This window comes from Streptomyces sp. NBC_01217, from assembly GCF_035994185.1.
In the GTDB taxonomy this organism is placed as follows: domain Bacteria; phylum Actinomycetota; class Actinomycetes; order Streptomycetales; family Streptomycetaceae; genus Streptomyces.
In genome coordinates this window covers 8,651,708-8,674,388 of sequence record NZ_CP108538.1, presented here as the reverse complement: position 1 = coordinate 8,674,388, position 22,681 = coordinate 8,651,708, and the positions used below count along the sequence as shown (strand labels likewise).

The 22,681-nt window shown below is 69.6% G+C and carries 20 protein-coding genes and 3 pseudogenes; 11 read left to right on the top strand and 12 right to left on the bottom strand.

The annotated features are described in order from the left end of the window. Window positions 1–5 precede the first annotated feature (5 nt). The 3 genes and pseudogenes from OG507_RS38680 to OG507_RS38670 all read right to left on the bottom strand — a co-directional run. Window positions 6–950 (bottom strand): annotated as a pseudogene (locus OG507_RS38680) (ABC transporter substrate-binding protein); the annotation flags it as partial. Next, window positions 947–1,624, bottom strand: coding sequence for an ABC transporter permease (locus tag OG507_RS38675; RefSeq protein ID WP_327372235.1), 678 nt, complete (start codon window positions 1,622–1,624; stop codon window positions 947–949). The pseudogene OG507_RS38680 and the gene OG507_RS38675, both read right to left, overlap by 4 nt. Continuing rightward, a complete protein-coding gene (locus OG507_RS38670; RefSeq protein ID WP_327371771.1) occupies window positions 1,621–2,298 on the bottom strand; it encodes an ABC transporter permease in 678 nt (225 codons plus the stop codon). Before OG507_RS38670 ends, OG507_RS38675 begins: the two co-directional genes overlap by 4 nt. Before the next feature lie 497 nt (window positions 2,299–2,795). On the opposite strand from OG507_RS38670, the gene OG507_RS38665 reads away from it, so the two are divergent. Further along, window positions 2,796–3,251 (top strand): SRPBCC family protein, encoded by a 456-nt coding sequence (locus OG507_RS38665; protein WP_327371770.1) that lies wholly within the window; start codon window positions 2,796–2,798, stop codon window positions 3,249–3,251. 50 nt (window positions 3,252–3,301) lie between these two features. On the opposite strand, the gene OG507_RS38660 is transcribed toward OG507_RS38665, so the two are convergent. The 4 genes from OG507_RS38660 to OG507_RS38645 all read right to left on the bottom strand — a co-directional run bounded on the left by OG507_RS38660 (window position 3,302) and on the right by OG507_RS38645 (window position 8,261). Further along, window positions 3,302–3,748 (bottom strand): nitroreductase family deazaflavin-dependent oxidoreductase, encoded by a 447-nt coding sequence (locus OG507_RS38660; RefSeq protein WP_327371769.1) that lies wholly within the window; start codon window positions 3,746–3,748, stop codon window positions 3,302–3,304. Window positions 3,749–4,019: 271 nt separating this feature from the next. Further along, window positions 4,020–5,045, bottom strand: a complete 1,026-nt coding sequence (locus tag OG507_RS38655) for a phosphotransferase (RefSeq protein ID WP_327371768.1) — start codon at window positions 5,043–5,045, stop codon at window positions 4,020–4,022. 192 nt (window positions 5,046–5,237) lie between these two features. Continuing rightward, on the bottom strand, window positions 5,238–5,894 hold the full coding sequence (locus tag OG507_RS38650) for a response regulator transcription factor (RefSeq protein WP_327369982.1): 657 nt from the start codon (window positions 5,892–5,894) through the stop codon (window positions 5,238–5,240). 6 nt (window positions 5,895–5,900) lie between these two features. Continuing rightward, window positions 5,901–8,261: a sensor histidine kinase gene (locus OG507_RS38645; protein WP_327371767.1), complete on the bottom strand. Its 2,361-nt coding sequence runs from the start codon at window positions 8,259–8,261 to the stop codon at window positions 5,901–5,903. Between the two features lie 222 nt (window positions 8,262–8,483). Here OG507_RS38645 and OG507_RS38640 point away from each other — a divergent pair, with 222 nt between their 5' ends. From OG507_RS38640 to OG507_RS38625, 4 genes are all read left to right on the top strand, one after another. Further along, window positions 8,484–9,035 carry a peptidoglycan-binding domain-containing protein gene (locus OG507_RS38640; protein ID WP_327371766.1) on the top strand — a complete coding sequence of 184 codons (552 nt, stop codon included), beginning with the start codon at window positions 8,484–8,486 and terminating at the stop codon, window positions 9,033–9,035. Window positions 9,036–9,135: 100 nt separating this feature from the next. Continuing rightward, complete coding sequence (locus tag OG507_RS38635) at window positions 9,136–13,155, top strand: SGNH/GDSL hydrolase family protein (RefSeq protein WP_327371765.1); 4,020 nt, start codon at window positions 9,136–9,138, stop codon at window positions 13,153–13,155. Window positions 13,156–13,309: 154 nt separating this feature from the next. Next, the gene (locus OG507_RS38630; RefSeq protein WP_327371764.1) at window positions 13,310–13,771 is read left to right on the top strand and encodes a peptidoglycan-binding domain-containing protein; all 462 of its coding nucleotides are present in this window, start codon (window positions 13,310–13,312) and stop codon (window positions 13,769–13,771) included. Between the two features lie 144 nt (window positions 13,772–13,915). Beyond that, on the top strand, window positions 13,916–14,464 hold the full coding sequence (locus OG507_RS38625; protein ID WP_327371763.1) for a hypothetical protein: 549 nt from the start codon (window positions 13,916–13,918) through the stop codon (window positions 14,462–14,464). Between the two features lie 152 nt (window positions 14,465–14,616). Here OG507_RS38625 and OG507_RS38620 read toward each other — a convergent pair whose 3' ends face one another. Beyond that, the gene (locus OG507_RS38620) at window positions 14,617–15,009 is read right to left on the bottom strand and encodes a winged helix-turn-helix transcriptional regulator (protein WP_327371762.1); all 393 of its coding nucleotides are present in this window, start codon (window positions 15,007–15,009) and stop codon (window positions 14,617–14,619) included. A gap of 205 nt (window positions 15,010–15,214) precedes the next feature. Here OG507_RS38620 and OG507_RS38615 point away from each other — a divergent pair, with 205 nt between their 5' ends. From OG507_RS38615 to OG507_RS38605, 3 genes and pseudogenes are all read left to right on the top strand, one after another. Next, window positions 15,215–15,403: a hypothetical protein gene (locus tag OG507_RS38615; RefSeq protein WP_327371761.1), complete on the top strand. Its 189-nt coding sequence runs from the start codon at window positions 15,215–15,217 to the stop codon at window positions 15,401–15,403. A gap of 39 nt (window positions 15,404–15,442) precedes the next feature. Continuing rightward, entirely contained in the window at window positions 15,443–16,207 is a 765-nt protein-coding gene (locus OG507_RS38610; RefSeq protein WP_327371760.1) for an SDR family oxidoreductase, read from the top strand. A gap of 164 nt (window positions 16,208–16,371) precedes the next feature. Beyond that, a pseudogene (locus tag OG507_RS38605) lies at window positions 16,372–17,185 on the top strand (SAM-dependent methyltransferase). 153 nt (window positions 17,186–17,338) lie between these two features. Here the strand turns inward: OG507_RS38605 and OG507_RS38600 are convergent. The 4 genes from OG507_RS38600 to OG507_RS38585 form a co-directional block, all read right to left on the bottom strand. Further along, window positions 17,339–17,848: a mycothiol transferase gene (locus OG507_RS38600; RefSeq protein ID WP_327371759.1), complete on the bottom strand. Its 510-nt coding sequence runs from the start codon at window positions 17,846–17,848 to the stop codon at window positions 17,339–17,341. Window positions 17,849–17,947: 99 nt separating this feature from the next. Continuing rightward, a complete protein-coding gene (locus OG507_RS38595; RefSeq protein WP_327371758.1) occupies window positions 17,948–18,958 on the bottom strand; it encodes an MsnO8 family LLM class oxidoreductase in 1,011 nt (336 codons plus the stop codon). 143 nt (window positions 18,959–19,101) lie between these two features. Next, the gene (locus OG507_RS38590) at window positions 19,102–19,293 is read right to left on the bottom strand and encodes a DUF6381 family protein (protein WP_327371756.1); all 192 of its coding nucleotides are present in this window, start codon (window positions 19,291–19,293) and stop codon (window positions 19,102–19,104) included. Window positions 19,294–19,485: 192 nt separating this feature from the next. Then, window positions 19,486–19,953 (bottom strand): hypothetical protein, encoded by a 468-nt coding sequence (locus OG507_RS38585; protein ID WP_327371755.1) that lies wholly within the window; start codon window positions 19,951–19,953, stop codon window positions 19,486–19,488. Between the two features lie 150 nt (window positions 19,954–20,103). Between OG507_RS38585 and OG507_RS38580 the strand changes: the two are divergent. The 3 genes and pseudogenes from OG507_RS38580 to OG507_RS38570 all read left to right on the top strand — a co-directional run. Further along, window positions 20,104–20,202 (top strand): annotated as a pseudogene (locus tag OG507_RS38580) (GNAT family N-acetyltransferase); the annotation flags it as partial. Window positions 20,203–20,463: 261 nt separating this feature from the next. After that, window positions 20,464–21,528: a tetratricopeptide repeat protein gene (locus tag OG507_RS38575; RefSeq protein WP_327371753.1), complete on the top strand. Its 1,065-nt coding sequence runs from the start codon at window positions 20,464–20,466 to the stop codon at window positions 21,526–21,528. Continuing rightward, window positions 21,525–22,586 carry a polyprenyl synthetase family protein gene (locus OG507_RS38570; RefSeq protein WP_327371752.1) on the top strand — a complete coding sequence of 354 codons (1,062 nt, stop codon included), beginning with the start codon at window positions 21,525–21,527 and terminating at the stop codon, window positions 22,584–22,586. Before OG507_RS38575 ends, OG507_RS38570 begins: the two co-directional genes overlap by 4 nt. Window positions 22,587–22,681: the final 95 nt, after the last annotated feature.

The following is a 22,681-nucleotide window of genomic DNA, read 5'->3' as shown; positions in this document are numbered from 1 at the left end:
CCGCGCGGGATGAGGTGCTTGGACTCCAGGTAGGCGCGTGCCACGTCCTCGGGCAGCCGTCGCCAGCTGTCGACCTGCTCGTTGAGGCGGGCCAGGTCGGCGGTGGTCAGTACGGTGTTGAGCCTGCCCAGCGCCTTGCGTACGCCTTCGCTGCCGGCCCGGGAGCGGTTGACGACGGGGACGAGGTAGTCAGCGTTCTGCAGGTGCTTGTCGTCGGCGAGCAGGACGAGGCCGAAGGTGGCGAGGGTGGCGTCGGTGGTGGTGGTCAGGACCATCTGGTCCTGACCGTTCTGGACGGCCTGCTTGGCCTGGGTGGTGCCGACGCCCTTGGGGTCCACGGCCGTGATGCGGATGCCGTACGTCTTATTCAGCCCGGGCGCGCAGTAGGGGCGCTGTACGCATTCGTCACCGGCGGCCAGCCGTACCCGCAGCCCCGACCTGCCCAGGTCGCTCAGCGTCTTCAGACGGTGCTTCGCCGCGTACGGGGCGGCGACCGCGAAGGCGTTCTGGTCGACGGCCCGCCCGGGGCCGAGGACGGTGAGGCCACGGGGTGCGGCGAGAGCGCGCAGGGCCTTCATGGTGGCGGCGAGGTCGGGCGAACCGACGGGGGCCGCGTCGGCACCGTTCTTCCTGGCGTTCAGCCAGTCGGCGAAGGTGGCGGCGTACTCCGGCACGACGTCGATCTGGCCGCTCTCCAGCGCCGGTTCGTAGATCTCCCGGTTGGTGACGGAGATGATCTTCGTGGAGTAGCCGGCCCGGTCGAGCAGAGCCGCGTACATCTGGGCGAGCAGATCGCTCTCGGTGAAGCCGGCGGAGCCGATGGTGAGGTGCTTGCTGTCGCCCGGCGGTGCGGTGACCTCGCCCCGGTCCTCCAGGGAGGGCCCGGTTGCGCAGGCGGTCGCCGACAGCAGGAGCACCGGGAGCGCGAGGCAGGCCCTTGGCGGCCTCATCCGGATTCCTCGCCGCGGACCCAGCCGGGGGCGAGCCGCTGCGCCGCGACGAAGAGACCTTCGACGATCAGGGCGAAGACGGCGACGAGGACGGCTCCGGCGACGACCTGCGCGGTGGAGGCGAGGTTGAAGCCCGCGGTGATGATGCGGCCCAGTCCCCCGCCGCCCGCGAGCGCGGCGAGGGTCGCGGTGGCGACGAGCTGGACGGCGGCGATGCGTACGCCGGTGAGGATCAGCGGCAGGGCGAGCGGCACCTCGACGCCCAGCATCAGCTGTCTGCCCGTCATGCCCATGCCTGTGGCCGCCCGTACGACATCGCGGTCGACCTCGCGCATGCCGACGTAGGCGTTGGTGAGCAGGGGCGGCACCGCGAAGAGCACGAGGGCGATGACGGTCGGCCATTCGCCATGACCGCCGATCGGGGTGAGGAGCAGCAGCACCAGCACGGCGAAGGTCGGAACGGCCCGGCCGATGTTGGAGAGGTTGACGGCGAGCGCGCCGCCCCTGCCAAGATGGCCGAGGACCAGTGCGACGGGCAGAGCGATCAGGCAGCTGATCAGCAGGCAGACGACGGTGAGGAACAGATGCTGGCCCAGCCGGTTCCAGATGCCGCCGTCACCGGACCAGTGCGCCTGGGTCGTGAGCCAGGACCAGGCGTCGGCGAGGGTGTTCACGACCGCTTCCGGGTCCACGGCGTCAGGAGCCGTTGCGCGAGCAGGAGCAGCAGGTCGGCGGCGACGGCGATGACGACGCACAGGACGGAGGCGGTGAGCACCTGGGCCTTGAAATAGGTGTTCATCCCGGAGTAGATGAGGTTGCCGAGTCCGCCGTAGCCGACGATCGCGCCGACGGTGACCAGGGAGACCGCGGAGACGGTCGCGATACGCAGTCCGGCCATGGCGGCCGGCAGAGCGAGGGGAAGCTCCACGGCGACGAGCAGTCGCACGGGGCCGTACCCCATGCCGCGTGCGGCCTGCGTGGTGTCGGCTGGCACTGCGTGCAGGCCGGCGAGGATGTTCCGTACGAGGAGGGTGAGCGAGTACAGGACGAGTCCGGCGACGACGAGCGAGGCGGAGAGTCCGTACACCGGCAGCAGCAGCGAGAACATGGCGAGCGACGGCACGGTGTAGAGGATGGTCGTCACGCCGAGGACGGGGCCCGCCAGCCAGCGCCGGCGGCGCGCCGCGAGGGCGAGCGGAACGGCCAGGAGCAGCCCGAGGAGTACGGAGATCCCGGTGAGCTGGAGGTGCTGGACGACGGCGTCCCAGAGAATCTCGCGACGGCTGGTCAGATAGGCACCGCAGAGCCACTCATTGCGCGCGAGGCAGTCGTCGGGAGGCGCGGTCACCTGTCCATTGGAGCGCGCGGGGACGGGCGCACGCGCGTCCTGATCGACTGTCCGGGGGTCGCGATGACCGGGACTCCTCACTCCCCCGCAGCGGCGGCCGTCGCCTTCAGCGCCCTGTGGGGCCCGGGTCGCGCTGCCGCTGTCCCACAACTGCGATCGTGGCGTTCGTGCTCGCGGCGGCCACGTCCGGACGCCTGCACGACCACGGCTTCGCCGTGCAGTGCGCCCAGGTCACCGGCCGGAGCCCGATCCACGCGGTCCGTCCCGACACGGGCAGCCGCCCGATCGCGGCTGCGGGGGGCTTTCACTCCATCGGTGTGACGGGAGCGCCGGGCGCGTCCGCCGGATGGCGGGGCGGACGGGCGGTCTTCGTCGTTCGGGCTGCCGCCCGCCTGTCGCGGACCTATGATCGGCATCCCGCACGTTCGCGAACCGGCGCTCACCTACCGCACGCTGTAGCCGTGCCGTCCCCCTGATCCGCGCGACGAGGAGCAGTCATGGCCACTTCATTCGAGGCTACGGTCGAGATCGACCGGCCGATCGCCGAGGTCTTCGCCTATCTCGCCGATGGCGAGCACGATCCGGAGTTCAGCCCGCGTGTGCTGAGGATCGACAAGACACCGGCCGGTCCGACGGCGGTGGGAACGGTGTTCCGGAGCACCGTCAAGGACGCCGGTATGAAGGCTCAGCGGGAGTTCGAGATCAAGGAGCTGGTGGCGCCCAGCCGCATCCGCTGGCAGGAGCGCTCGAAGAACATCGTCACCGCCTCCGAGGGCGGCTACGACCTCGAAGCGACGGCCGCGGGAGGGACCAGGGTGCGGATCTTCAACGTCCTGGAGGGCCACGGCGTCGGCAAGCTTCTCGTCGGCTTCGCCGCCGGGGCCGCGCGCAAGGACGCCCCCGCGTTCGGGCAGCGGATCAAGGCCGCGGTGGAGGCTTCGGGCGCCGCCTGAGAGCACCCCCGGCCCACCAACTGCGGGCCGGAGGTGCTCCCCTGCGGCCGTCAGTGCTGCTGGGCCGCCGGTTCCACGACGAAGACCGGGATCTGCCGGTCCGTCTTGAGCTGGTAGTCGGCGTAGTCGGGGTACGCCTCGACCGCGCGCTGCCACCACAGCGCCTTCTCCTCGCCGGTGACCTCACGGGCGGTCATGTCCTGCCGGACCGGGCCGTCCTGAAGTTCCACCCGGGGGTCGGCCACGATGTTGTGGTACCAGACGGGGTGTTTGGGAGCGCCGCCCAGGGAGGCGACCACGGCGTATGTGCCGTCGTGCTCGACCCGCATGACCGGGGTCTTGCGGATCTTGCCGCTCCTGGCCCCGCGGGTGGTCAGGACGACGACCGGCATGCCCCGCATCGTGGTCCCCTCCGTCCCCCCGGAGCTCTCGAACAGCTCGACCTGATCACGGACCCACTGCTCGGGGCTCGGCTCGTACTCACCCTCAAGAGGCATGGCATCTGTCCCATCGTCGACATGCGGATACACAGTTGCTCGAACACGCGGACACGTACACACGCAGCCCCGCAGACACGCGGCCGTCGGTGTGTCCGGCTGCTACGAGAACTCTTTCATCATTACGCCCGCCCGGGGGCGGGCGGATCCGCGTGTCATGGCGCCGGCCGGGGCCGGGGAGTACACGCCGACTTAGCCGGCCGGCTCCACCGAATCGGGCACCTGGCAGCACGTGGCGCACGGACCCGCGATACCAGGTACGAGCCCGCCTCTACAGCGGCGGCTCGGTGAGGAGTTCCAGCAGCCAGCGGGCGCCCTCCGCGTCGCCCACCGTACCCGCACCGTCGGACCTGCCTTCGGACACGCCGGGGAAAAGACGCCCCCAGGAGCAGGCCCGGCCGATCGCCCCGAGTCGCCACGCCAGGCTCAGGGCACGCCGCAGCTCCGCCTTCGAACAGCCGTCTCCCTCCCACGGTTCCAGGTAGGCGTCCCTCAGCCGCGGCAGCACCTCGGGCCCGAACCGCTCGCGGGCCGCACGGGCGGGGACTAGAAAGCTGCAGAAGGGGTGGGCCACTGCCGCGTCACCCCAGTCGAAGAAGGTGAAGCGGCCGGGCCCGGACGCGAAGAGCTGGCCGTCGTGCAGATCGGAGTGGTCGAGCGTGTCGGCGATGCCCGTGCCCGCAAGCTCCTCGCACCACTCCGCGAGGCGCGGCCGCAGCTCGTGCAGCACCTTGAGCTCGTCGGGGGCCAGTGCGGTGTTCCCGTCGACGGCCCGGTCGAAGGTCTCCGGGAGCTCGACTGTGCGCGCACTGGGGACGCCGAGCTGCTCGATCCTCTCGGCGTACGGCAGAAGCGCGCGTTGCATTCCGGCGTACTGGCGCAGCGGCTCTTCCCAGGCGCGCGGATCGACCGGGTTGTGAGCCGAGTCGAGTACGTCCCTGAAAAGCGCGCCGCCGTGCGGGAGCAGCGCCCAGCCGCGGCCCGCGTCGACGGCGAGCGGCCGCAGCACGTATGCGGGTACCCAGCGGGCCAGTGCCTCGGTGAGCCCCGCCTCGAAGGCGCTGGCGGGCGGGTTGGCCTTGAACCAGACGGCGTCGCGTCCCTCGACGGTCATCCGTACCAGCACGGACCACGGCCGGAGCCTGACCTTCCGTTGCCCGTTCTCGCGCAGCCCATGAGCGGCGAGGCCGCGCTCCGCCCAGCCGAGGGCCTCCTCCCGCCAGGCCTCGTCCTCCCAGGGCGTCACCGCGTCGGGGTACTGCCCTCGGTCCACGATGTCCAGCGCTTCACGTTGCATCACGCCATCCCATCACCGCGCCTGCCGGACCTTCACCTGGTTTATTCGGCGCGTGCGACGACGACGGTACGGATTCGACGCGGCGGCTCACTTGCGGGCCCCGGTCCCTGTGATCGGTGATGTCGATGCAGTCATGACGCGCAGCCCTACGGCGCCTGCTGCCGTTCGGTCCTCCGTCCCCTTTGCCCTCGCTCAGAGGTCGTCCACGTCGACCAGCCCGTCCTGGATGGCGCGGGCCACCAGGCTTGCCTTGGTCCGCGCGGGGCGGCCGACGTTCGCGTATTTGATCCGCACCCGGTCCAGATACGAGTTGACCGTCCGTACGGAGATGCCGAGACGCTGCGCGACCAGCTCCTTCGACTCCGACTGGAACCACTCGATGAGCACGTTCTCCTCGCGCACGGAGAGCTGGGGACGGTCGGCTCGGGTGTTCGTTCCCAGCGCGCCGGCCAGCGCGGGCGGCATGTAGGGCCGCTCATCGGCTGCTGCCAGCGTCGCCTCCACCAGGTGCTGTCGGCCCTCGCTCTTGGTCAGAAAGGTCGCGGCTCCCAGGTCCAGGCAGCTGAGCGCTGTCTTCTCGTCGTCGCGCATCGAATAGACGACCACCTGCCGACCGGCGTCGACGAGTCTTCGAAGGCTGCCGAAGGCGGGGCCGCCCTCGCCCAGTTGCAGATCCAGGAGGACGACATCGGCCGTGCTGCCCGGCGCGGTCCAGGCTTCCCGTACGGAGCCGCCGGACGCGACCACGGTGATGGGCCGCCGCGATGCGGCGTACCACGCCTCCACGCCCGAGAGGATGGCGGGATGGTCGTCCACGACGACCACACTGACTGGTGCGTTGTCACTCATGTCAGGTCAACTCCCGGAGGCCGCCGGTCGTCTCCAGCCGGCCTCCACCCACACACTTCCGCCGCGCGCCGTTCTGGCCACGGTCACATTCGCGTCCGTGGCACGGCCGTGCGCCTGAGCGACCTCTGCCGTGCCAGGGCCGTCGGCGCAGTCCTCGCTGACCACGCTCACACGTACCGCGCGGGGTGTCCACACGACAGTCACCCGCGCGGTCGAGCGGGTACGGCCCAGAATCACCGCCACCGGGTCGGCCAACTCCCTGCGTACCTCCACAGGCACCTCACCCGGCTGCCCTCGTACAGCCAGGCTCACCGTCACCCCCTGGTGCTCGGCCACCTCCACGCACGCCCGCAACTCGTTCAGCAGCGGGTCCAAGACGGCATCGCTCTCCGCGAACAGGCGGCGCATACGGGCGGCTTCCACGCCGCACCGCAGCCTCACCTCCTCATCGTGCGGGCTCAGCACACCATGGCCAAGGCCCACGAGCAGCGGCACGGTCGTCGCCGTCAGGGCGCGGTAGCGCTCCTTGTGATCACGCTGCATGTCCTCGTGGATACGTTCCCGGGTACGCAGTTCCTCCTCCCGCGCGGCCGCGGTCCCCGCCGCCGGTGCCGTACCGTGGAGCAGGTACGTCATCAGTACACCGACGGAGAGCTGGAAGCCGCAGCTGCCTATCGTGGAGATCCCCATGGTGGCCCACTGGGCGATGGTCGGCGCCCCGGACAGGGACACAGCGGTCGCGTTGAGCCCCACATGCGCCCCGAGGAACGCCGCGAACACCCTGACCCGCAGGTCTGCCAGCAGGAACAGCGCATGCCAGCCGACCACTCCGAACGCCCAGTCCGGCGCACCTGTCGACTGCTCCGGCGGGAGCGTGAACGCGCATATTGCCGAAACGGCCAGCACCGAGCACAGGCCCCACCAGCGCACCCTCGGCGGGATCCGCCTGCCACGCAGCAGATAGGTGGCCCCGGTAATCGCGACGACGACGAGGCAGACGAAGGCTGCCGTCTGTGCCCATGCGGGGCGGTACACGCCCTGGTAGGCCGTGAGCTGCTGCAGCGAGAGGGTGAACTGCGACAGCAGGCTGATCAGCAGCGCGGCCAGTTGGGCCCCGTGGAGCAGCTGCCCGCGGATGAGGCGGATGACGGCCGCGTGCTGTGCCGGGGCGCGGGGCGCCTGCGGCTCACCCTTCGTCTGCGCTCCGTCCCCCGGCTGTGGCGCCCGGGACCGGGCGTGCCAGCGCCACTGCACGCGGGTCCCGGTGCCCGGATGTGAGGTGATCGTGGCGGAGCCGCCGACCTCGTGCATCCTGCCGATGATGGAGTTGGAGATGCCCCGGCGCCGTGCGGGGACGGACTCCGGGTCGAAGCCCCGTCCCGCGTCGGACAGTTCGACGACGGCGTCGTCCTCCTCCACCCATGCCCTGAGCTCCGCTTCCCGCACTCCGGCATGGCGTGCCACGTTGGTGACGGCCTCCCGGACCCCCTTGAATATCGCGAGTCCAGGGCCGGACGGAATCGCGAGTGGGCCGTCGATGCGCGTCCTGAGCCGCACCCTGGCCTGTCCCTCACCCTCGCGACCTCCGGGCACGCAGCCGAGAAGCTCCGCGAGGTCGACGCTCCCCGTCTCGAATCCGGGCATGGCGGACAGCGCCTCCAGATCCTGCCTGGCACGCGGAGGCAGCCACGACCAGTCCCGGCCGTCGCCCTGGGAGACCATCAGCAGCGTCGCGCTCGCCGTGTCGTGCAGGGTCGCCAGGTACTCGCGCTCGGTCGCCCGCCGGGCGGCCGCGACATCGGCCTCACGGCGCGACGCCGCCCTGGCCGCAGCGGATCGGTCGGCCGCTCTGGCGCGCGTACGAACGATGAGATAGGCGGCCCTGGACAGGCCCGCCTCGAAAAGCAGGCGCACCAGTGGGGCCGACTCCGGGCTGTTCCCGGAGGAGGAGAGGACGTCGCCGAGCGCGCAGACGCCGGCCCCGAGCGCGGCCAGGGTGGCGCCGGCCATGGGGCGCGCCGCCCACTCCTGCTGGAAGGTAATGACGCTGATGCCGACAATCGCCTCCACCATCACATCCGCGCCGTCGCCGCCGAGCACCGGCTGAGACAGCCCCGTCAGCACCACCACGGCCGCGTCCAGCGTCCACAGCGGGGCGAACGGGAGCGGGCGGCGCAGCGAGTAGAGGCGCGCACCGCAGGCGAGGAGAGCGGGCACCAGCAGAGACATCGCCAGGGGAATCTCCGCCACGTCCGCCGAGACGATGCCCAGCGCGCTGCACAGACAGACCACGGTGGACCGGAGCCACACCCCGTACCGCTCGACGGTCAGGAGCAGCAGGCGCTCGCTGGACCTGGGGCCGTCCACCGGCTCAGCGGTTCCATACCTGTCCCCCTCGGATCCCCCATACCGCATGGAAACAAGGGTAGTTGACCGACGAACAAGGTAGAGCGCCCCTTGGCATCGGGGTCGCTCCTTGTGGGGCGAACGACCGGCACGCTCAGCGACCGGGCCGGACTACTGTGCCCGTCGTACGGGTTCGAGGCAGACGATCCCACCGCCTCCCGCTCTGAAAGATGAGGAGAACGTATGTCCATCAGGAGGGGTTTGGCCGCACTTGGCGCGTGTGCCGCCCTGGGCGTGACGGCGCTGAGCGCAAGCCCTGCGTCGGCGAGTATCTCGCAGGGGTACGTCTTCGGCACCGGCACGATCACCGATGACTGGGGGGACGAGGGCCCTCTTTGGTCGGGCAGCAAGTACCAGATTTCCAACGCGGTCGGTCTCTGGCAGTACGTCCTGTGGGCAGAGGGCGCCACAGAACAGAACGGCACGGTTTACGACTATGCGGACATTGACTGCGATTTCGGCGCCAACACCACCTACGCAACGAAGAAACTGCAGGCGAGATGGGGTCTGGGGGCAGACGGGGCCGTAGGCAGCCAGACCTTCAGTATCGCGGACAACCACCTCCGGGGAAGCACGGGCGAGGTCACCTACTTCGGTCAAGCGCGCGCCGTCACGTTCGTACGTACCTCTGGTGGTGCCTACCGCTTCGAGAACCCTGAGGCGGGTGTGGGCTCGAATCTGTGGGAAACGGCAAAGTACGACCCCTTCGCGACCTGCTTTGTTCCTGGCGGCTGACCCTGCGCGGTGGGACTCGGAGGCCGCAAGCCACCGCTGTCCTCACCGGCGTTCGCACGCCCTGGTCCGAGGCGTTTCCCCGCACAGTGAGGACAGGAAGTTGAGACGCAGGATATTCAGGCACGCGCGTGTGCCCGTGATCATGGGGCTGCTGCTCGCCGTGGCCTCCGGTGGTCTCGGGACGTCGCCGGCGTCCGCGAAGGAGACCGCGCCTCCCGGCGCGGCCGACACCACGGCACCGCGCCAGGAGGCCGGTACCAAGCCGTCGGCCGTCCCCGGTGGCAAGCGGGCCGAACTGCTGGGCTCGGACTACAAGGAGTCCGAGGACCGGGCGTTCACGACCTCCGGTGACGCGCTCGGGTTCCATGTGATGGTGGCCGACGAGAAGAACGGCTACGCGTGGCGGACCGCCGCCTCGCTCGCCGAGCCCGGATTCGAGACGGACACCTGGATCGGCAACGCCTGCGTGACCGCATCCGGCACGTACGCGGCGGTGGCATACGCGCCACGGACCTTCACCAACAAGCCGGACCTGATGAGCCGCGGCGCCTTCACCGCGATCGTCGACCTGAGCAGTGGTGAGGTGCGCAAGCTGCCGTTCCGGGCGACCCTGGGCTACTTCTCGCCGGGCTGCGGTACCGGGGACCAAGCCGTGTTCTCGCAGTTCACCGACGAGCTGAGCTCGGAGAGGAGCGAGACCCGGCTGGTCACGGCCGACGCGCGCAACGGCCGTACCGAGAACGCGGAGGTGGCCGGTCAGGTCACCTCGGCGGTGCCCGTGGCGGACGGCCGGATCGTGGCCGCACGCGGCCGGCAGGTCGTGCGCATCGACGGGTCGTCCGTACGGACCGTGGCGCACACACGCGCCGTACCGTTCCAGCTCAAGCCGGACGCGGACGGCGGTGTCACGTTCATCGACCGCCTGCCCGGCGGCAAGGAGAAGGAGTCGGCCGATGACCGGGCCGCCGTCTCCCGGGTCACCGCTGCCGAGGTCCGCTCGGCCGACGGCAAGGGGAAGGCCACGCAGCTCGCCCAGGGCGACCTGACCGCCTTCGACCTGGCGCGGACCCCGGGTGGTCAGGTCTTCGTCACCGGTAGGGCCGAGTCCGGGGCGAGTCTGCCCGGCGTGGTCCGCAACCCGGGTGGGATCGACAAGGACGCCCGCGTTTCAAGTGCCGGTGCCGCCGCGCTGACCACGGCGTGGGCGGACGGCAAGGACTCCCGGATCTCCCAGGAGGACGCCCTCGCGGCCCGCCCCGCGCGAATCACCCTCAAGGCGCTGGACACCGGGAGGACGACGGAACTCGACGCACTGCCAGGGGTACGGATCGGCAGCGCCGAGGCGCAGTTGACGTCCACGGCGATCAGCCCCGTGTTGCCGAAGCCGGCGAAGGCCGACGGCGCCTCCGCGTCGGGCGAGGTCTCGCTGGCGGCGAGCCCGGTCGACCAGGACCGGACGTGCTCGGTGCCGCGGGGTGACGTGAAGCTGCAGGCCTTCCAGCCGACGCCGCGTCAGATCGAGTGGGCGGTGGATCAGGCCGTGGTCGGCAACCTCAACTCGGGGGCGTCACGGCCGATCAACTGGAAGAACACCGGGATCGACGTCTCCTACGCGCCCCAGAGCCTGTTCCCGCTGCGGGAGCTGAGCGGGGGCAGCGGTGCCGGCTGGCACATCCCCGCCCAGATCATGCTCGGCATCACCGCGCAGGAGTCCAACATGTGGCAGGCCACCCGATACGCCGTCCCCGGCGTCTCGGCGAACCCGCTGATCGGCAACTTCTACGGCGTCGACTACAGCCCCGACGGCGATCAGGAGGACCCCTGGGCGATCAACTGGTCGGATTCGGACTGCGGTTACGGCGTCACCCAGGTCACCGACGGCATGCGTCTTCCCGGGAAGGGCCAGCCGACCATGACCGAGTTGCAGCAGCAGGCGGTGGCGGTCGACTACGCGGCGAACATCGCCAAGGGCGCGGACATCCTCGCCGACAAGTGGAACCAGACGCAGGCCGACGGACTGGTCATCAACAACGGCGAGCCGCAATGGATCGAGAACTGGTTCTACGCCCTGTGGGCCTACAACAGCGGCTACTACCCCCAGTCCTCCGCGGCCGCCAACTCCGGTAAGTGGGGCGTCGGCTGGACCAACAACCCGGCCAATCCGCTGTGGAAGGAGAACCGCACTCCCTTCCTGGAGGACGAGTACGGCCGGGACGACTACGAGCACGCCTCGCACCCGCAGGACTGGCCCTATCCGGAGAAGGTGATCGGCTGGGCGGGGCGTCCCCTCTTCGCGATGACCGCTCCCGGCGAGTTCGGTGCCGGCTACCGCCCCGCCACATGGCTCAACGGGCTGTTCCGGACCGATGCCAAGCCGCCGATCGGCCTGTTCTGCAGCGGTCTGATCAACGACTGCGATCCCGCCCTGATCGAGAACGACGACGAGCAGGAGAACGGTCCCTGTCTGCTGCCCACGGACGAGGACGACCCGCTGTTCCTGAAGTGCTGGTACCACGGGCCGGCGACCTGGAAGGAATGCGGTCCGGCCGCGCGTGCGTGCGGCTACCCGCTGCACCGGTTCGACACGAGCTATCCCGAGCAGCCCGACGGCACCGCCTACCCGCCGCGCTGCACGGCCGAACTGCCGGCCGGAACCCTCATCGTCGACGACGTGGCGGAGGGCGTCACCCCGATGGGCGGTTCGGGACGAAGCTGCGGGGCCTCCACATCGGCGGGCTCCTTCTCCTTCGACTTCCCCTCACCCTCGGGGCGCATGGACCTGCATCAGCTCGGCGCGGGGTACGACAACCACTTCTGGTTCTCGCACACCTACCGGCAGCCCTCGTCGGAGGCTCCCAGGCCGAAGGCGACCGGCACCTGGACCCTGCGTCCGGAGGCACGGGGGTGGATGCGGGTCTGGGTGCACATTCCGGATCACGGAGCCCACACCCGCCAGGCGTACTACACCGTCCTCGGCACCGATTCCACGAGTCCGAACCGGGTCAAGCCGCAGCGGGTCATGTCCAACAAGTGGCTCTCGCTCGGCGCGTTCAACTTCGTCGACACACCTCGGGTACAGCTCTCCAACGTCACCAAGGACGGTAACGGAACCGAGGACGTGGCCTGGGACGCCGTTGGCTTCGAACCACTTGGCGGCAAGCCGGCCAACCAGATCGTGGCCATGGGCGACTCGTTCTCGTCCGGGGAAGGTGTCACCGTCAGGGCGGGCGACGACTACTACCCCGAGAGCGACTACTACGACGAGACCAACCCCGCCACGAGGAACGCCTGTCACCGGTCGACCAAGGCATGGTCCCGCGTGGCCACGCTGCCGCTGTACGCCGACTCCATCGGCGAGATGGCGGACAGCAGAAGCCCGGACATGGACTACCAGTTCATCGCCTGCTCCGGTGCCCAGCACTACAACATCCTGAACCGCGGCCAGAACAGTGAGCTTCCCCAGATCGAGCAGGGCTATCTCGACCAGAACACCACGCTGGTCACTCTGTCGGTCGGAGGAAACGACTCCGGGTTCGCCCCGATCATCGAGCACTGTCTCATCGGAACCTTCACCGATGACTGCCAGGACGACCCGACCGGCATCGAAGCCTGGGACCCGGACACCGGGGAAGCGACCGGGGGCACCACCGGCCGACTGAGCGAGTGGGTGTCCGACTGGCTGCAGAACGAGATCGCACCACGTCTCACCGCCACGCTGCGCGCGATCCATGAGCAGGCGCCCAACGCCCGTATCATCCTGATGGGATATCCCGCGCTGCTCGACCCGGAGGGACCGTGCGACGGCCCGCTCGTCAACCGGGCGGAGACGATCTGGCTGAACGGCGTCGCGGATCAGTTGGCGGCCCAGATGTCGGCCGCCGTGGCCGCCGCGAACTCCCAGTATCTCGCCAACGCGGAGTTCGCCGATCCCCGTACCGCTTTCGAAGGGCGGGCGATCTGCAGCGGCGAGGCAAATATCCCGGCCATCAACGGGGTCGTACTCACCGATCGTTCGAAGGCGGACAGTGATGGCCCGGCCTCGATGAAGTCGTTCCATCCCAATATCGCGGGAGCACAGCTGTATGCCGGCGTCCTCGAACAGGCGCTGACCCAGCCGTGAGGCAAGGCCCGGGCCCTTGAGCCAGTGGCTCTCGGGCCCGGGCGGCACCTGGACAACAACCAGCCCGGCAATGGCAACTGCGGGCGGCTCCGACGCGATGGGCGGCGGTATGCCGAAAAGCGGTTCCACCCCCTACTCGGAAGGCAGAGAGAGCATGCGACCCAGGCCATTGAGCAGGACACTCCTCAGCGTCACCGTCCTCATCGGGGCGGCCGCGACCGGCCTCGCCTCCGCGAGCACCGGCTTCGCCGTCACCGTGCCGACCGCGCGGCCGGCCGTCAGCGCCGACGAGGCCGGGGCGAGCGCGGTGGTCAACCTCGGCCTGACCACCACCCAGGCCAAGGGGATCCAGCGGATGCTGAAGGGCACCTCGGGGTACGCCGGAACAGTCGACGGCTACCTCGGCACCCTCAGCTGGAAGGCCCTTCAGAAACACATGAGCCCCTGGTACTACGACGGCCTGATCGACGGGATCGTGGGACCGAAAACCGTCGAGGGACTGCAGGAGATCCTCCGCGACAAGGGGTACTACCGCGGAGCCATCGACGGCATAGCCGGATCCCAGACCAAGGCCGCATTCGCCGAGTGGGCCGACTACTGCGTAAGGGTCTGGTGACAGCCGACCGCGGCCCCGGGTGCCCCGCCGCGGAACTGCGAGACGTGCGGCCCGCGGCTGCCACGGGGCACGGCCGGTGAACTGCCGGCCCTCGCCCATTGGAAGCTTCGAGGATTGACTCCTCTTACCGGAAACGAGACCCATATGTCCAAGTTCAAGAAGGCGTCGCTGGCTGTCATCGCCGCCCTTGCGTTCACCCTGTCATCCGGTACCAGTCCGGCGTCAGCTGTCGGTGAGGGATATGTCGACGCGGACCCCGGGCTCAACAACGGCTACGAGAACGACTGGAACGACGAGGGGCCGATCGGTTACGGCAACACCACGAACGTGGCGGGGCTGTGGCAGTGGATCCTCTGGAGCGACGGCTACCTTCGGTACACCAGCGACATCGACTGCGTATTCGGTTCCGGTACGCAGGCGGCAACCCGTCAGTGGAATCTGGATCACAGCTGGGGCGAGCTGGATTCCGGCAGGGCCGAGGTCCAGAGTTTCGCGAACGCGGACAACGGGTTGCGGTTCGGGGGCGACTACAACAGCACTCTGCAATACGTCTACTACGGAGACTCGGCGCGGCCGGTGACGTTCCTGCGGGGCAAGTCGGACCATGGCGCGTACTACTTCCGGAACCCGGCCACCGGAAGTTGGATCTCCGCCGCCTACAACAACGCCGAGAAGGCAAACGCCTGCGGCTGACCGGCGCAGGCCCGGGCGGCCGAGGCCGCACGGTTGGGTGTGCCGCCGCTCACTCGCAGACCGGCGGCATGCCTACCCCGGCGGACGGCGATCAGCGGCCGATACGCATCGCCTTGCGGGCGCCCGGTGCCCCGCAGTGGGAGTTGGGGCCTTCACAAATGTTCGGCATCGAAGGTCGTTCTTGAGTCCAGGATGCCGCCGGCGTTCTCCTCCGCCCACCGAGCCAGCGCTTGGACGATTTCCAGCAGACTGAGCCCGCGCGAGGTGAGGGCGTAGTCGACGCGTGGGGGCTTGGTGTTGAGGACGGTCCGCGTCACCAGCCCGTCGCGCTCGAGCCTGCGCAGTGTGGCGCTGAGCATCCGCTGGGTGATGGGGCCGCTGAGGCGGCGCAGTTCGTTGAACCCGCGTGTGGTGTCGGCGAGCTTGCAGATCACGACTACGGACCACTTGTCGCCGATCCGCTCCAGCACGTTGCGGGTGAGGTCACGGCCTTGTTCACACAGAGCGGAGTCCGTGCCGCCAGGTTCCATGGTCGGGTGCGCCATGGAAGTAAGTATACGAGCGTGACCAGGTACGGCCCATGCGACCAGGTACAGATCACGGCCGATCTCGGTCCTGGAGTGGTTCTCGCCGGGATACCTGCGCACTTCAAAGTGCCCTCTTGTCGGGTTGGTGGTGGTTCTGGAGACTCGACAACAGGTACGAAACACGTACCTGGTATTCGTTGGGTACTCCTCGAGGGGTTGCGACATGCGAGCCGTTGGGCTGTACGAGTTCTTCGGCGCCGTCCGCGACGGCGGCACATTTGTCCGCGAACTCGCCGAGGCGGGCGTCCTCATCCCGCGGGTCGCGCAGACCCATTCCCCCGTCGAGGCCGCTGACGCGCACCGGCGGTTCGCGGCCGGTGGCGTCCACGGCCGACTCGTCATCACCTTCTGAATCTCTCCCATTTTCAAGCACACCCAGGAGTTGTCAGCAATGTCCGCACGTTTCACAGACAAGGTCGTCCTCATCACCGGCGCCACCTCGGGCATGGGCCGTGCCGCTGCCGAGCGGGTCGCCGCCGAGGGCGCAAAGGTCGTCCTCGCGGCCCGTGGCAAGGAAGCCGGCGACGCGCTGGCCGCCGAACTCCGTGCAGGCGGAACAGACGCCGTCTTCGTACGCACCGACGTGACAGCGGAGGATGAGGTCGCGGACTTGGTCCGGCAGGTGGTCGACCGGCACGGACGCCTCGACGGGGCCTTCAACAACGTCGGCGCGGCCACCGCCGTCGGCCCGCTGACCGACATCGACGGCAAGGCATGGAACGCCGACCTGGCGCTCAACCTCAGTAGCGTCTTCTTCAGCCTGAAGTACCAAGTGCCGGTGCTTCAGGCATCCGGCGGCGGTGCGATCGTGAACAACGCTTCCAACCTCGCAGTCACCGGAGCCGCCGGCATGGCCTCCTACAGCGCCGCCAAGCACGGCGTCGTCGGGCTCACGCGGTCGGCCGCCCTCGACACGGCCGCTACCGGCGTACGCATCAACGCGCTCGTCACCGGCGGCGTCGACACTCCCCTCCTCCGTAACAACATGGGTCTGCCACCGGAGGAGGCCGTCCGCGTGGCCGGAGCCTTGCACCCGATCGGGCGGATAGCCCAGCCGGACGAGATCGCGGCGTTCGTGGCCTTTCTCCTCAGCGACGAAGCGACGTTCATCACCGGGGCCGCACTCGCCATCGACGGCGGCATGACAGCCACATGACAGCCGCACGACGGCTGTGGCGCGTGCCGCCGCACGACCGGACACGTCCTCGGCAAGGCGCATGAACGCCGGCGGGACGCACGCCGTCCGGAGACGTGAGGACCGCCGAATCCGGCGCAGTGGGTAGCTGTTGACCAGCGGGAAGGGTGTGTGCGGATCTGGCCATGAGTACTTCTTCGCAGTCACCGGCCGACAGGCTCCAGACGGACCGGTCGCATTCGGCACGCGTGTGGAACTACCTTCTGGGCGGCAAGGACAACTACACCGTCGACCATCAGATGGGCGACATGATCCTCACGGCGTTCCCGGACTTCGCCGCAGTCGCCCGCCTCCAACGGGCCTTCCTCTCCCGCGCGGTGCGGTTCCTGACCGCGGAGGCGGGCATACGTCAGTTCCTCGACATCGGCACGGGTCTGCCGACGCCGACGGCCGACAACACGCACGAGGTGGCCCAGCGGGTGGCCCCGGAGTCCAGGATCGTGTACGTCGACAACGACCCCGCTCGTCCTGACCCATGCCCGTGCCCTGCTCACCAGCACCCCCGAGGGTGCGTGCGCATACATCGACGCCGACGTCAGGAACACCGACGCGATCCTCGCCGAGGCCGCCAAGACGCTGGACTTCAGCCGGCCGATCGGGCTGACCATGCTGGGGATCATGGGGCAGCTCCCCGACGAGGACGACCCGTGGGCCCTGGCCGACCGACTGCTGGCCGCGCTGCCTCCGGGAAGCCATCTGGCCCTCAGTGACGGTACGAATACGAGTGACTCGCTGAACCAGGCCGTCGCCTCGTACAACGCGAACTCGGCCAGCTCGTACCATCTGCGCAGCCCCGAAAGGATCGCCGACTTCTTCCACGGTCTGGACCTGGTGGAGCCGGGCGTCGTCAGGACGTCGACCTGGCGCCCCGACCCCGGCCAGAACCCGGAGGACACGCTGCAGGGTCACTCGGTGAGCGGCGTCGCACTCAAGGCCTGAGACGCCGGTGGTACCTCGGCGCCGAGGCCGCGCGGTCCGCGACCTCGGCATTGGAGAACCATTCAAGGACCGCCCGAATCCAAGGGCGGGAGCGGGAGCCGGAGTTCGCCCGCGCCGCCCCACGGCGCAACGGGCCTGCGCCCGCGTCGAGTTCTACCGGCGCCCGAGCACGCCCCGCACGAAGGCCGCCTGGCCGGCGTGCTGCAGGTCGTCCGAGATGACACTGATCAGACGGACCCCGAGGGTGACCGGCGGCGACCATGCCTCGTCGACGATGCGGTTCAGCGCCCTGCCGTCGAGCCCACTGATGAATCCGAGCGTCTGTTCATGGACGTCGTCGTAGTAGCCGAGCAGCAGTTCCGACGAGCCCACTTGCACGGCCTCGACGTCTGCGGCGCTGTGTCCGTACCCGGTGTCGTCCTTCGCGAAGGGCAGATCGAAGCGGGAGGCCCAGTCCCGGGTGAACCAGACCTGCTCGATACCGGCCGCATCCGAGACGTGGTCGTCCTGGATGCGGGTGAGGTGCCACACCAGCCAGGTGATCGTGTTCGCTTCGTCGTCGAGGCGGGCATGGAGGTCGGCGTGCGACGCGCCCTCGACCGCCGAGTGCACCGTCTCCCGTACGCGCGTGAACGCGTCCGTCAAAAGGTCAACGCTGTTCATGCCCTCACCATGGCCGCTCCCGCGCTCCTCCCCTGCCATCGACACGCGCCCCGCACCGCACGGTCTCCGGTCACGGGGGCAGGCCCCCGCGCCCTGTGGTCAGGGGGTCGGCTCCGCGATCCGGGCCAGCCGGCGCAAGGAGTCCCTCAGCGCCGCACGGTCGTAGGTGCTGGTCGTGACCAGCACCTCGTCCGCGCTGGTCTCCTTGATGGCAGTTTCGAGCCCTGTGACCACTTCCTCCTCCGTGCCCTGGATGTGGCCGCGCAGTCCGCTCTCGTAGAAGCCGCGCTCCTTGTCCGTCATCGTCAGTGCCTCGACCCGCTCGGCCGGAGCGAGCGGTGGGAACACGCCATGGGTACGGGAGTACGCCATCGACCACGCCTCGGGGATCAGAAGGCGCCGGGCCTCATCCGTGCTCCCGGCGAGCGCGATCGTGCCCGACACCACCACATAGGGCTCCGCGGACCAGGACGAGGGGCGAAATTCCCGGCGGTAGCGCTCGACTGCGCGCAGCAGCTTCTCCCTGCCGCGAAGGTCTCCGACGACCAGCGGCAGCCCGGCCGCCGCGGCGATACCGGCCCCCTCGCCGGTGGCCAGCACGAACGGGGGTATGCGCAGGCCCTCGGCGGGTCGGGCATGAACCTGCGGATGGGCGCGCTGCGTGCCGTCCAGCCAGCCGAGCAGTTCGGTGAGCTGCCCGGCGAAGTCCTCCGCGTCCGGCTTGCCCCGGCCGAGCGCCCTGCGGATGCCGTCCGTGAAGCCCACCGAGCGGCCGAGTCCCATGTCGATCCGGCCGGGGAAGAGCGACTCCAGCACTCCGAACTGTTCGGCCACCACGAACGGTTGATGGTTGGGGAGCATCACGCCGCCCGTACCGACCCGAATGGTGGAGGTCGCCGCGGCGACGGCCGCTGCGAGCACGGTCGGCGCCGAACCGGCGACGCCCGGGACGCTGTGATGCTCGGACACCCAGAACCGGTGATAGCCCAGCGCCTCGACCTCCTGGGCGAGGCGCACGGTGTCGCGCAGCGCCTCGGGGCCGTCGTACCCCTCACGGGTACGGGAACGGTCGAGCACGGAAAACCGGGTGGATGCGATCACGGAACTCACACCCTTGTTCAACGTCCGCGCCCCGCCAGGATTCCCACGGCCCGGTCCCGGCCCGGCACTGCACTGCACGAAGTCGGCGTCGTGCGGCCCCCGTGCTGTGGTGCTCGGGGGCCGCGTGCCGGTTGTGCGCCCACTCCGGGCGACTACTCCATGGGGTAGATGTCCCCGCTCGCCATCCCGCTGACCTGGTCGCTCTCCGCTTCGATCCTGCGGGCCTTGTCCTTCAGGCGCTGGCGTTCCTTGGGGTCGGTGCTGCGCTCGGCCGCGTCCTTGAGGTCCTTCGCCTTGGCGCGCATCTGCCTCACGCGACCGCGGTATTCTTCTGACTCGCTCATGATCACTCCTTGGATCTGCGGGCGGAGCGGGCCCCACCACGGAACCAGGGTCCCGGGGGCCGCGCACTCCGGGCGGTCACTCACCGTTACGTACGACGCTGCGCAGGCCGCCACCGCTTGGACCCGGTTTCCCACCTCCAGGGTAGCCAGGATGCGGCTGACGTGGGCCTTCGCGCACTCCCGGCCGGCCTGTCAGCCCCGGGACCGGCTCCAGGGGCACCGCGATGCATGCGTGTCCGCACCCGGCCATTGCGTACCCGCGCTCAGGAGGCCGAGTCCGATACCCAGCATCCAGGAGTCCTTGGCCAGCGGGATGCCGTTCTGGGTGGGGCGCAGGCTGCCGGGCTCCCGCATCCCCGGCACGCGCAGGTAGAGACCGAGCAGGCCGCCGGAGAACCCGGTCAGCGCCAGTCCGGCCAGTCGGGTCGGCACGAAAGGGGCGAGCAGGGTCCCGCCGATCGCGATCTCCGACCAGGCGAGCAACCGGGTGAATCGCTTGGCCTCGATCTTCTTGAGGAACGGGTAGGCGATGCAGGCCATGCCGTGCACTCCATGTGCCGTCTCCTCGTCGGCCTTGAGCTTGCCCAGGCCGGAATTCAGGATGAACGCGCCGGTGGCGAGGCGCGGGGCCACATCGCGCGGTTCGAGCGTCGCTGTCATGGGAGCCTCCGTCGATCTGGTTCACGACCCCTCGTCGAGCCTAGCCAGAAGGCGCCGGGGACGCTTGTCCGATCGGACAGTGACGCCACGCCCAAGGGCCGGCAGCACGTCCATGACGTGGGCCGCTCGACGGCCCCTCCGCGCGGCCTCGACGGACTGCGGTTCGCGCTGAAGCACGGGTTCGTCCAGGTCGAGCGGTATCTGCTGCCGGGCGACACGATCCCCTGGATCACCTTGCGCCGGCCCTGATCACCAATCGCCCCGTGCCACCTGCCGCGTGCCACGTGCGGGCAATGTCGACTTCTGTTGATCGCGGAGCAACCTCGGACACGCGACTGCCGTCTTGATCCACAGCAAGGCGGTTCGCCGGCAAGGCGGTTCGCCGCAAGCGACAAGCTACGTCCGACCCCCCACGAGCGCCCGGGTTCGATCACCGGACAACTATGCACTTTGTGTATACATGATGTGCATAGTTGTCCTGCCGCAGACCCGGACGCGCGAAAGGCTCCCATGCACAGCAAGGCACTGGCGCCCGAGTACCAAGGCGCCCTCACCAAGATGTCGGTGAACTCCTCCCTCACGGATGTACTGGCAGAAGGCGTACGTCACTTGGGGGAGGCCGAACTCACCGGCTCACAACAGGAAGTGGCGCGGTGCGGACTCGCGGTGGCCGAGGCACATCGCAGGCTCGGCAATGTGAAGGAGGCCGACCGGGCGTGGAAGGCCAGCTACCGGGCCGCCCGCTCGGCAGGAGACCTGGGGGCGATGGCCTGGGCGTTGTGGAGCGGTGGGACGCTTGCCCGCCAGCGCGGTGAACTCAGGCTCGCCTTCCGGCTGTTGGGACTGGCCGCCGACACGGGGAAACGCGGCGGGGACATCGTCGCGCGTGGCTACTCCCTCGCCGGCCTCGCGGAGACCGGGCGGATACAGGGCGACTACCGGACCGTCGCGGCCCTGCACGAACAACTGCTCGCCGAGGCGCGCGCCCGCGGCGAGGCGCGCCACACCGTGTGGGCGCTGGAGGGTATCGCGCAGATCCATCGCAACACCGGATTACTTGACAGCGCCTTCGCCATGTTCGAGGAAGCGGCTCAGCTGGCCGGGAACGCGGACGACCGGCGCGGCCGAGCGTGGGCCCTGCGGGGCATGGCCGATATCACCTCACTGCGGGACGACGACCCGGAGCGCGCCCTGGCCCTGCTCACGGAGGCCGAACTCACGTGCCGTGAGATGAAGTTGTCCAGTGCACTCGCGTACAACCACAAGATGCGCGCCAACGTCCTCTTCCGCGCCCGCCGTTACGAGGAGGCGCGCCAGGTGTACGAGGAGGCGCTCGCCGAGTTCCGCGCCATGGCCGAACCCCGGGGCGAGGCACTGTCCCGGCTCGGTCTCGTCAAGTCGCTCGCCCGGCTCGGCCGCGACCGGAGCGAGACCGCCGCCGATCTGGACGAGTTGCGCCGTACCCTCTGCCGGATCGGACTGCTCAACGCCCGGGCCATGGTGGACAAGGCGTACGCCGAACTCGGCGTGGAACCGTCCAGTGGCGGTGCGGACGGGGAGGGCGGGCGACGATGACACCACTGCCCGTAACCCATCAGGCCCCGGCGGCACCGCAGATCCTCGCCCGCTGCCGCGACCTCGTACGCCCGGCGCTCGCACAGGCCGTGCGGCAGCTGCACCCGTGGCACGCGGAGATGGCCGCCTTCGCCGTGGGATGGGACGCGACGGACGGCAGCCCAGTCCCGGGCTCACAGGGCAAAGGGGTGCGCCAGGCGCTGACACTGCTCGGCGCCGAGGCCGCGGGCGGAGCCGCCGACGAGGCTGTCGTCGGCGCGGTCGCGGTCGAACTGATCCATGTCTTCTCGCTCCTGCACGACGACATCATGGACGGCGGCGAGACCCGCAGACAGCGCGCCACCGTCTGGAAGACGTACGGCACCGGCCCGGCGATCCTCGCGGGGGACGCTCTGTTCGCACTGGCCGTGCAGACGCTGGCCGACGCGCCCGGCGGGCACAGCGCGGCAGCGGTTCGGCATCTGGCGGGGACGCTGACCGACCTGGTGCGCGGTCAGGCCGAGGATCTGCTCTTCGAGTCCCGGCCGTGGACCGGTCCGGAAGCCGTGCAGCCGCACGAGTACCGGTGTATGACCGGGCACAAGACCGGCGCGCTGCTCGGCTGCGCGGCGGGGCTGGGCGCAGTGCTGGCCGGAGCCCCGGCCACGACCGTCGACGCCCTCGCCGGGGCCGGTCGACATCTCGGAGTGGCGTTCCAGGCCGTGGACGATCTGCTCGGGATCTGGGGAGACCCGCAGGTCACGGGCAAGACCGTCCACAACGATCTGCGCCGTCGGAAGAAGACGTACCCCGTTCTCGCGGCCCTGGCAACGAACCACACCGCCGCCCTGCACCTCGCCGGTCTGCTCGGAACCGGCACCGGCGCCCCGCTCGACGCCGCATCCGCCCGGCGCGCAGCCGATCTCGTCGAAGAGGCCGGTGGGCGCTCCGCGACGCTGGCCGAAGCGCACCGGCACCTGGACAGCGCTCGCCGCAGCCTGGAAGCCGTTGCGCTGGCCCCGGACGCACTCGGTGAGATCCTCGCGCTTCTCCCGTTCCTCGTCGACCGCACGATGTGACCCGGAACGGGTCGGCCGAGGACCCGTGTCAGCCCTTGTGGCGCGGCGGCCCATGGCTGCCGCGCCACAAGGGCGGGTGTCTCGGCTGTTCGTGG